This window comes from Neisseria sp. Marseille-Q1983, assembly GCF_018224585.1.
Lineage (GTDB): Bacteria > Pseudomonadota > Gammaproteobacteria > Burkholderiales > Neisseriaceae > Neisseria > Neisseria polysaccharea.
In genome coordinates, this window is record NZ_JAGTUI010000005.1 from 63,582 (window position 1) to 73,171 (window position 9,590).

The 9,590-nt window shown below is 53.8% G+C and carries 8 protein-coding genes; 2 read left to right on the forward strand and 6 right to left on the reverse strand.

Annotated features, from left to right (window positions below; translation table 11 throughout):
- Positions 1 to 11: 11 nt before the first annotated feature.
- A complete protein-coding gene (locus tag KEM39_RS02165; RefSeq protein WP_118997760.1) occupies positions 12 to 1,307 on the forward strand; it encodes an NAD(P)/FAD-dependent oxidoreductase in 1,296 nt (431 codons plus the stop codon).
- A gap of 89 nt (positions 1,308 to 1,396) precedes the next feature.
- Here the strand turns inward: KEM39_RS02165 and rho are convergent, their stop codons facing one another.
- Positions 1,397 to 2,656 carry a transcription termination factor Rho gene (gene rho, locus KEM39_RS02170; protein ID WP_002219650.1) on the reverse strand — a complete coding sequence of 420 codons (1,260 nt, stop codon included), beginning with the start codon at positions 2,654 to 2,656 and terminating at the stop codon, positions 1,397 to 1,399.
- A 219-nt stretch (positions 2,657 to 2,875) separates the two neighbouring features.
- Positions 2,876 to 5,260, reverse strand: coding sequence for a phosphoenolpyruvate synthase (gene ppsA / locus KEM39_RS02175; protein ID WP_211709536.1), 2,385 nt, complete (start codon positions 5,258 to 5,260; stop codon positions 2,876 to 2,878).
- Positions 5,261 to 5,670: 410 nt separating this feature from the next.
- On the opposite strand from ppsA, the gene KEM39_RS02180 reads away from it, so the two are divergent.
- Positions 5,671 to 6,492: a pyruvate, water dikinase regulatory protein gene (locus KEM39_RS02180; protein WP_211709537.1), complete on the forward strand. Its 822-nt coding sequence runs from the start codon at positions 5,671 to 5,673 to the stop codon at positions 6,490 to 6,492.
- A 218-nt stretch (positions 6,493 to 6,710) separates the two neighbouring features.
- Here KEM39_RS02180 and KEM39_RS02185 read toward each other — a convergent pair whose 3' ends face one another.
- Genes KEM39_RS02185 through KEM39_RS02200 form a run of 4 tightly spaced genes read right to left on the reverse strand, consistent with a single transcriptional unit; the run spans position 6,711 to position 9,425 of the window.
- Positions 6,711 to 6,881, reverse strand: a complete 171-nt coding sequence (locus KEM39_RS02185; RefSeq protein ID WP_153984115.1) for a hypothetical protein — start codon at positions 6,879 to 6,881, stop codon at positions 6,711 to 6,713.
- 2 nt (positions 6,882 to 6,883) lie between these two features.
- Entirely contained in the window at positions 6,884 to 7,546 is a 663-nt protein-coding gene (locus KEM39_RS02190; RefSeq protein ID WP_211709538.1) for an HAD family hydrolase, read from the reverse strand.
- Positions 7,543 to 8,553, reverse strand: coding sequence for a cation diffusion facilitator family transporter (locus tag KEM39_RS02195; RefSeq protein WP_211709539.1), 1,011 nt, complete (start codon positions 8,551 to 8,553; stop codon positions 7,543 to 7,545). Before KEM39_RS02195 ends, KEM39_RS02190 begins: the two co-directional genes overlap by 4 nt.
- A gap of 44 nt (positions 8,554 to 8,597) precedes the next feature.
- The gene (locus KEM39_RS02200) at positions 8,598 to 9,425 is read right to left on the reverse strand and encodes a ferritin-like domain-containing protein (RefSeq protein ID WP_197749023.1); all 828 of its coding nucleotides are present in this window, start codon (positions 9,423 to 9,425) and stop codon (positions 8,598 to 8,600) included.
- Positions 9,426 to 9,590 lie beyond the last annotated feature (165 nt).

The window sequence follows — 9,590 nt, forward strand, 5'->3', positions numbered from 1 at the left end:
AAGTAAACATAATGATTCGTCCTGATTTTCAAGAATATCTGCCTTCCTATTATTTCAGTTCGGTTAATACTCATACTGTTTATCCGAAACTTCAATGCCGTCTGAAAACCGAAACCTGCATTATCGGCGGCGGTTTGAGCGGTTTGTGTACAGCATTGCCGCTGGCGGAACACGGACATGAAGCCGTCGTTTTGGAAGCCGCGCGTATCGGTTTCGGCGCATCGGGACGGAGTGGCGGGCAGGTTATCAGCGATTACGCCTGCGGTATGGAGGAAATTGAAAAACAGGTCGGTTTGGAGCAGGCGCAATGGTTTTGGCAACAGTCTTTGCAGGCGGTCGAACTGGTGGACGAACGCGTCCGCAAACATGCCATCGATTGCGATTGGCAGCGCGGTTATGCCACGGTTGCCGTCCGTCCGCAGCATTGGGAAGAGTTGCAGCAGTGGCATGAACACGCCCAAAAATATTACGGTGCAACTCATTATCAACTTTGGGATAATACTGAACTGAAGCAGCAACTCGACAGCGATATGTACCAAGGCGCACAGTTCGATCCCTTGTCCGGACACCTTCATCCGCTCAATTACACGTTGGGTGTTGCCGGTGCCGTTGCCGAAGCCGGTACGCAGATTTTTGAGCATTCTCCCATGATACGCATCGAACCGCATCAAAACGGTTGGCTGGTTTACACGCCCGAAGGCAGTGTCGAATGCAAAAATGTGGTATATGCCGTCAATACTTATGCCGGTTTGAATCCGATATTCAAGCCTTTGGAACGCAAGGCGATTGCCGTCAGCACCTTTATTATTGCCACCGAACCCTTGGGGGCGCGCGCAAAAGGGCTTATCCGCAACAATATGGCTGTGTGCGACAACCGCCATATTTTGGACTATTACCGCCTTAGTGCGGATGGCAGATTGCTTTTCGGCGGTAAAGACCATGAATTTATCGACGATCCCGCGCGTATGACCGAGCTTGTCCGCCAAGATATGCTTAAAGTTTTTCCGCAGCTTGCCGATGTCGGAATCGAGTATTCGTGGGGCGGGGAGTGCGATATTACCGCCAACCTTGTCCCGCATTTCGGACGTTTGGCCGAAAATGTTTTTTATGCACAAGGTTATTCCGGCCATGGTATGGCAATAACGGGTATTGCAGGTTTGGCGGTTGCAGAAGCAATTTTAGGGGACGAATGCCGTCTGAAGCCGTTTGAGCAGTTGTGCCAGCCGAATATCATCCTCCAACCGTTTTTGAGAAAGCTCGGTTCCTTCCTCGGCTCGAAATATTATCAGTGGAAAGACAGCCGTTGAGTGTTAGGGAACGGCAAATGCATAAAAATGCCGTCTGAAACCCGATTTTCAGGTTTCAGACGGCATTTCGCCTAATGTCGATGATGTGTTTATTTTCCGCGCATCAGCTCGAAGAAATCGTCGTTGTTTTTAGAGGCTTTGATTTTTCCGATTAAAAATTCGGCTGCCTCGATTTCGTCCATCGGGTGCAGGAACTTGCGCAGCAGCCACATACGTTGCAGCTGGTCGTTCGGCACAAGCAGCTCCTCGCGGCGCGTGCCGGATTTGTTGATGTTGATGGCGGGGAAGAGACGTTTTTCCGCCATACGGCGGTCAAGGTGCAATTCCATATTGCCAGTGCCTTTGAATTCTTCGTAAATCACATCGTCCATACGGCTGCCGGTTTCAACCAATGCGGTGGCGATGATGGTCAGCGAACCGCCTTCTTCCACGTTGCGCGCCGCACCGAAGAAACGTTTGGGGCGGTGCAGCGCGTTGGCATCGACACCGCCGGTCAGGATTTTGCCCGAGGTGGGGACGACGGTATTGTAGGCGCGGGCAAGGCGGGTAATCGAATCCAGCAGGATGACCACGTCTTTTTTGTGTTCCACCATACGCTTGGCTTTTTCAAGCACCATTTCGGCAACTTGGACGTGGCGTTGCGCCGGCTCGTCAAAGGTGGAGGAAACCACTTCGCCTCGGACGGAGCGGCTCATTTCGGTTACTTCTTCGGGACGTTCGTCAATCAAGAGGACGATGAGTTCGACTTCGGGATAGTTTGCGGTAACGGCGTGGGCAATGTTTTGCAGCATTACGGTTTTACCGCTTTTGGGCGGGGCAACCAAGAGGGCGCGCTGACCTTTGCCGATGGGCGAAATCAGGTCGATGGCGCGTCCGGTCAGGTTTTCTTCGGACTTTAAGTCGCGTTCCAGCTTCAACTGTTCGGTCGGAAACAGCGGGGTCAGGTTTTCAAACAGGATTTTATGGCGGCATACTTCCGGGTGGTCGCCGTTGATGGTATCAAGCCTGACTAGGGCAAAATAGCGTTCGTTGTCTTTGGGGACGCGGACGCTTCCTTCGATGGTGTCGCCCGTATGCAGGTTGAAGCGGCGGATTTGGGTGGGCGAGACATAGATGTCGTCGGGTCCGGCAAGATAGGAGGTGTCCGCGCTGCGGAGGAAGCCGAAACCGTCGGGCAGGATTTCAAGCGTGCCGGAGCAGGTGAAACCCTCGCCTTTTTTCATCATCTGGCGGACGATGGCAAATACGAGGTCTTGCTTGCGGAATCGGTTGGCGTTTTCGATGCCGTGTTCTTCCGCCAATTCTAAGAGTTTGGAAATGTGCAGGGTTTGTAATTCGGAGACGTGCATAATAATGATGTATTTTGAAGAGGAAAAAGACAGGCAGATGCCGTCTGAAAGAAGAAGCTGACCGTTGCCGGTTGCTCGGAGAAGGGGGAATTGTAGGCAGTCGGCGCGTGGGTGTCAAATATTATCGCGGACGGGGCATCGGCAGGAAATGCCGTCTGAACGGAGCTGCTTGGAAAAAAATACCCCCGCGCTTTTCAGGCTCGGGGGTATGGGCATTGATTATTTGTTCAATTCATTCGCCAAATACAGCCAAGTTTCGATGACGGTATCCGGGTTCAGGGAAACGCTTTCGATACCTTCCTCAACCAGCCATTTGGCAAAGTCCGGATGGTCGGACGGACCTTGACCGCAGATGCCGACATATTTGTTCTGCTTGCGGCAGGCGGAGATGGCAAGGTGCAGCATCACTTTGACGGCAGGGTTGCGTTCGTCAAACGATTCGGACACCAAGCCGCTGTCGCGGTCGAGACCGAGGGTCAGCTGGGTCATATCGTTAGAGCCGATGGAGAAGCCGTCGAAGTATTGCAGGAATTGTTCTGCCAATACCGCGTTGCTCGGCAGCTCGCACATCATAATCAGGCGCAGGCCGTTTTTGCCGCGTTCCAAGCCGTTTTCTTTCAATGCCTTAACCACTGCTTCGGCTTCGCCCAAAGTGCGGACGAACGGAATCATGATTTCGACGTTGGTCAGACCCATTTCGTCACGGACGCGTTTCAAGGCTTTGCACTCGAGTGCGAAGCAGTCTTTGAAACTTTCGGCGACATAACGCGCCGCGCCGCGGAAGCCCAACATCGGGTTTTCTTCGTGCGGTTCGTAGATGCTGCCGCCCACCAAGTTGGCGTACTCGTTGGATTTGAAGTCGGACATACGGACGATGGTTTTACGCGGGTAAACCGATGCGGCCAAAGTTGCTACGCCTTCTGCGATTTTATCGACGTAGAAGTCGACAGGGGACGCATAGCCGGCGATGCGGCGGGTAATTTCCGCTTTCAATTCGTCGTCTTGTTTGTCAAATTCCAACAAGGCTTTGGGGTGGATACCGATTTGGCGGTTGATGATGAATTCCATGCGTGCCAAGCCGATGCCTTCGCTGGGCAGATTGGCAAAGCTGAATGCGAGCTCGGGGTTGCCGACGTTCATCATGACTTTTACAGGTGCTTTAGGCATATTGTCCAAAGCAACATCGGTAATTTGTACGTCCAACAGACCGGCATAGATGAAGCCGGTATCGCCTTCGGCACAGGATACGGTAACTTCTTGACCGTTGCTCAGCAATTCGGTCGCATTGCCGCAGCCGACAACGGCAGGAATACCCAGTTCGCGCGCGATAATCGCTGCGTGGCAGGTGCGTCCGCCCCGGTTGGTCACGATGGCGGAAGCGCGTTTCATTACGGGTTCCCAATCCGGATCGGTCATATCGGTAACCAGTACGTCGCCGGCTTCGACGGAATCCATTTCGGAAGCATCTTTAATCAGGCGCACTTTGCCCTGTCCGACTTTCTGACCGATGGCGCGGCCTTCGCACAAGACGGTTTTTTCGCCGTTGATAGAAAAGCGGCGCAGGTTGCGGCTGCCTTCTTCCTGGGATTTGACGGTTTCGGGACGGGCTTGCAGGATGTAGAGTTTGCCGTCCAAGCCGTCGCGTCCCCATTCGATGTCCATCGGGCGGCCGTAGTGTTTTTCGATGGTCAGTGCGTAATGCGCCAACTCGGTGATTTCTTCGTCGGTAATGGAGAAGCGGTTGCGGTCTTCTTCGGGGACATCGACGTTGGTTACGGATTTACCGGCTTCTGCTTTGTCGGTAAAAATCATTTTGATGTGTTTCGAACCCATGGTCTTGCGCAGGATGGCGGGCTTGCCTGCTTTCAGCGTGGGTTTGAACACATAGAATTCGTCGGGGTTGACCGCGCCTTGTACGACGTTTTCGCCCAGGCCGTAGGATGAAGTGACAAAGACGACTTGGTCGTAACCGGATTCGGTATCGAGGGTGAACATCACGCCGGACGCGCCGCTGTCGGAACGCACCATACGCTGCACGCCTGCGGAAAGGGCGACGATGTCATGTTCAAAGCCTTTGTGGACGCGGTAAGAAATGGCGCGGTCGTTGTACAGGGAGGCGAATACATGGCGCATCGCTTCTTTAACGTTTTCCAAGCCGTTGATATTCAGGAAGGTTTCCTGTTGTCCGGCGAATGATGCGTCCGGCAGGTCTTCGGCGGTTGCGGAAGAGCGTACGGCAACGGAAATGTCCGCACCGCCGGCATCGGCAACCATTTTGTTCCATGCCGCTTCGATTTCGGCATCGAGCTGTTCGGGGAAGGGCGTGTCCAAAATCCATTGGCGGATTTCTTTGCCGACGCGTGCCAGTTCGGCAACGTCTTCGACATCCAATTTTGCCAGTGCGGCGGAAATGCGTTCGCTCAGACCGTTGTGTGCGAGGAATGCACGGTAGGCATCGGCTGTTGTGGCAAATCCGCCGGGAACGCGCACGCCTTTTTCGGTCAGTTGACTGATCATTTCGCCCAGCGAGGCATTTTTTCCGCCTACACTTTCAACATCTGTCATACGCAGGTTTTCAAACCAAATTACGTAGTTGTCGGCCATTTGTGTGTCCAATCCAAAATATGTTAAAAAAGAAACAAATCCGCGTGCTTATTTTAAGCGATTCGTTCCGCCGCTGTCACGTTTTTATCTGCCCGGACAATCGCGGCACCGTCTGAAAAATGGCGGGTTCGGGCTGTGTAGCGGTTTGAAATCGATGGGCGGCATATTGTTTTTTTCAGGTATTTCCTTTGTAAAACAGATGGTTTTGAATAGGTTAATGTTTTGTGCCGTATTTTTTCGGTTTCTTTTTTTGGAATTTTATTTTAAAGAAATATAGTTTTTCGGTAATTTGTTTTAAAATATGATTTGTTTTTTGGGGGTGTAATCCGAGGTAGGGGCGGCGGGGTGCTTCCCCTTTGTCTGCCGCTGCTGTTATGATGATATTTTTATCCTGTATTTAAGGAGGGGCGATGGGCAGTCCGCGCCAAGTGTTTTATATTTCCGACCGCACCGGCCTGACGGCCGAAAATATCGGCGAGGCTTTGTTGAACCAGTTTGGCAATGTGGCGTTCAAACGCCATACGCACCCGTTTGTCGATACGCCGGACAAGGCGCGCGAGGTGGTGGATAAGGTCAATCGCAGCCGGCAGGAAAGCGGGCAGCGTCCGATTGCGTTTGTCAGCGTGGTCAATGATGAAATCCGTGAAATTATCAAACAGGCAGACGCTTTCCATATCAATTTTTTTGAAACTTTCCTCGGGCTTTTGGAAAAGGAACTCAACACCGAGGCGGTTGCCGCTACGCAAGGACACCACAGTATCGGTAATACCCAACGTTACGATGCGCGTATGGAGGCGGTCAATTTTTCGCTCAACCATGATGACGGTGTCAGCGATAAAAACCTTCAGGAGGCGGACGTGATTTTGATGGGCGTGTCCCGTTCGGGCAAAACGCCGACCTGCCTGTATCTGGCGTTGCAATACGGCATCCGCGCCGCCAACTATCCGTTGATTCCCGACGATTTGGAATCCGTCGATCTGCCGCGTATGGTCAAACCGTACAAAGACAAGCTGTTCGGACTTACCATCCAGCCGGAGCGTTTGCAGGCCATCCGTCAGGAACGCCGCCCGAATTCGGCTTATGCGCGTATCGATACCTGCCGCAGCGAGGTGGCGGACGCGCAGAATATGTTCAGACGGCACGGGATTCCGTTTGCGAATACGACCGATAAATCGGTGGAGGAGCTTGCCGTGCACATCCTTCAGGCGTGCAAGTTGAAGCGCAGGTTTTGATGTTTTTGCCTAAGATTCAGGCAAAACTTTGTTCATCGGCATCTTGCACAGGAGTTGCGCCATTAAATATTCGTCAAATAAAGATGTCCAAAGGCTGATAACCGGCCTGCTCAAGTCCAATCCCGATTGGCGTTTTCACGGTCGGGGCAGGCGGCATATCAAGCTGATTTATCTGCCGACATCCGATGTCTTGCCCGTACCGTGCAGCCCGTCGGATTTCAGGGCTGCCAAAAATCTAAGCAGCCATATAAAGAAGATTGAAAGCGGGCACAATAAAATTCGATGATTTCCGACGGATTCTTTCGACCGGTTAATGTGGATTTTTGCCTATTTTCAAACAAAGATGCCGGAATGCAGGAAATGCCGTCTGAAAGGTTTTCAGACGGCATTTTTATACTTGTTTTTTGGTGAGGCGGCCGATTAGTTCGATCGGTGCGGGGATACGGTAGTCCGCCTGCCAAGAGTCGGTATCGTCTTCATCGGAAATATAACCCCATTCGGCAAGGACGGTCGTCATACCGGCGTTGCGTCCCGCCTGCATATCGCGTTCGGCATCGCCGACGTAGAGTGTGTGTTGCGGCACGGCGTGGATTTGTCCGCACGCATACAGCATAGGTTTGACGCTTGGTTTGGGTTCGCCGCAGGTGTCGCCGCTGACGACGACGGCGGGCGGAACGGCAAAGCCGAGTTTGGGGACGAGTTTGTCGGTGAAGCGCATGGGTTTATTGGTGATGATGCCCCATTGGATGCCGCGCCTGCCGAGTTCGGCGATGAGTTCGTCCACGCCGTCGAAGAGGGCGGTGTCTTGGGCGTAGCGGCGGTCGTATTCGTCGAGGTATTCGGTGCGCCACCGGGCGTAGTCGGGGTGGTCGGGCGTGATGCCTGCGCCGAGTTTGAGCAGTCCTGCCGCACCGTGTCCGGCATACGGGCGGATTTCCGCGATGCTTTTTTCGGGCAGGTTGTGGCGGCGCAACACGGCGTTGAGCGCGCCGCCAAGGTCCGGGGCGGTGTCGGCGAGCGTGCCGTCGAGGTCGAACAATACGGCTTGTATCATAAGGCTTCCTTTGGTTTTCCGATGGGTTTGCCTGCAAGGCTTTGGGTTTGACGGCGGCAATGGTGCGCGCCGTCGGTTTCGTTGGCGCACAAGACGCTGTCGGGATGCGGGTGGTGTTCGCTTTCGATTTGGATGGTGCAGTGTCCGATGTTTTTGCGGGACAACCCGTGTTCGATGCGGTAGGCGATTTGTTCGGATTCGGCAACGGTTATGCTGCCGTCCACGACGATGTGGCAGGATAGGGCGTTGATATTGCTTGTAATCGTCCAGACGTGTAAGTCGTGGACGGATTTTACGCCTTCGGTGTTGCGGATAACGTCGAGCAGGTCATCGGTGCGGATGTTTTCGGGTGTGCCCTCCATCAGGATGTGCAGCGTTTGTTTGAGCAGGCTCCGGCCGCTTCGTCCGACCAGCGCGGCAACGAACATACTGACGAGCGGATCCGCCCATTTCCAGCCGAACGCCATCATAAGTACGGCGGCGGCAATCGCACCGACCGAGCCGAGAAGGTCGCTTAAAACGTGCAGATACGCGCCGCGCATATTGACGTTGGCTTCGGTGTCGCTGTTTTTCAGCATATAAACCGCCACGCCGATGTTGACCAGCAGTCCGATAATGCTGATGACGAGCATCCCCGGCGTGGCGATTTCGGGCGGATAAAGCAGGCGTTTGACGGCTTCGTAGAAAATCATTACGGCGATGACCACCAGCGACAAGCCGTTGAACATGGCGGTGAGGATTTCAAAACGTTTGTAGCCGAAGGTTTTTTGCAGCGTGGTTTCTTTTTCGCCGAGTTTGAACGCCCACAATGCCGCGCCCAAGGAAAACGCGTCGCCGAACATATGCCCAGCGTCGGAAAGCAGCGCGAGCGAGTGGGTCAGCCGGCCGCCGGCCGCCTCCAGCAGCATAAAGGCGGCGATGATGATGAACGACACGCGCAATACTTTTTTGTTGGCGGTATGCGTGTGGGCGTGTGTGTGATGATGGTGTTCGTGATGGTGAAACATAATGTTCCTCAGCAGAGGCCGTTTGAAAATCCGGATTCGGGGTTTCAGACGGCATGTTTATTTTGTTTCAAACCCTGCTCGAAATCTTCCAACATATCCAATTCAAAGCGGCTGAAGCCCGCTTTTTCCCGCGCTTCGATGTTCACATAGCCGCGGAAGATAAACATATCGTAACGGGCAATCAGACTGCGGAACAGGGCAATCGGTTCCAAACCGCGTTCGCGGCAAAGGTGTTGATACCAATGGTTGCCGATGGCGACGTGTCCCACTTCGTCGCTGTAAATGATGTCCAACACGCCGCAGGTTTCCGAATCGCCGCGCTGCGCCACCTTCGCGCGTATCCCCGGCGTAACGTCCAGCCCGCGCGCCTCCAACACGCGCGGTACCAACGCCATACGCAACAGCGGGTCGTAGGCGGTTTTGTACGCCATATCCCACAAATGGTTGTGCGCCTCGAAACTGCCGTAATCGAAGCCGAAAGCGCGCAATCTGTCGCGCATCAGGCGGAAATGGTACACCTCTTCCTTCGCCACTTTCACCCAATCGCGCACAAACTGAAACGGCAGCGTGCGGAAACGGTATGCCGCGTCCAAAGCCAGATTGACGGCATTGAACTCGATATGCGCAATCGCGTGCAGCATCGCCGCATAGCCTTCGGTCGTGTTCATTTTGCGCGGGGTCAGTTGTGACGGCGCGACCAAAACCGGCTTGTCCGGCCGCCCTGCGCGGGGGAAATCCAGCGGCGGCGCGTTTGTTTCAGCACCGTCCATGTTCTGAACGGCGGCAAACGCCTCATCCGTCAGCCGTCCTTTTTCATCGGGGTCGCCCGAAAGCAGGGCGCGTTCCAGCAAAGCATAAATATCGAGTTTCATCTCAAGTCCGCCGTGTTCGGAAAACAAATATTATAGCGTTTTAAAAAAACAAGATGAGGCATATAATCTCCGCGATTCGGCATTCCGTGCCCAAACCGTCAAATATAGTGGATTAACAAAAACCGGTACGGCGTTGCCTCGCCTTAGCTCAAAGAGAACGATTCT

What these genes read in the sequence shown, in the direction of transcription:
- rho (WP_002219650.1), bottom strand. Translation starts at nt 2,656, where the DNA reads ATGCACGTCTCCGAATTACAAACCCTGCACATTTCCAAACTCTTAGAA.
- KEM39_RS02180 (WP_211709537.1), top strand. Translation starts at nt 5,671, where the DNA reads ATGGGCAGTCCGCGCCAAGTGTTTTATATTTCCGACCGCACCGGCCTG.
- ppsA (WP_211709536.1), bottom strand. Translation starts at nt 5,260, where the DNA reads ATGGCCGACAACTACGTAATTTGGTTTGAAAACCTGCGTATGACAGAT.
- KEM39_RS02165 (WP_118997760.1), top strand. Translation starts at nt 12, where the DNA reads ATGATTCGTCCTGATTTTCAAGAATATCTGCCTTCCTATTATTTCAGT.
- KEM39_RS02195 (WP_211709539.1), bottom strand. Translation starts at nt 8,553, where the DNA reads ATGTTTCACCATCACGAACACCATCATCACACACACGCCCACACGCAT.
- KEM39_RS02200 (WP_197749023.1), bottom strand. Translation starts at nt 9,425, where the DNA reads ATGAAACTCGATATTTATGCTTTGCTGGAACGCGCCCTGCTTTCGGGC.
- KEM39_RS02185 (WP_153984115.1), bottom strand. Translation starts at nt 6,881, where the DNA reads ATGCCGTCTGAAAACCTTTCAGACGGCATTTCCTGCATTCCGGCATCT.
- KEM39_RS02190 (WP_211709538.1), bottom strand. Translation starts at nt 7,546, where the DNA reads ATGATACAAGCCGTATTGTTCGACCTCGACGGCACGCTCGCCGACACC.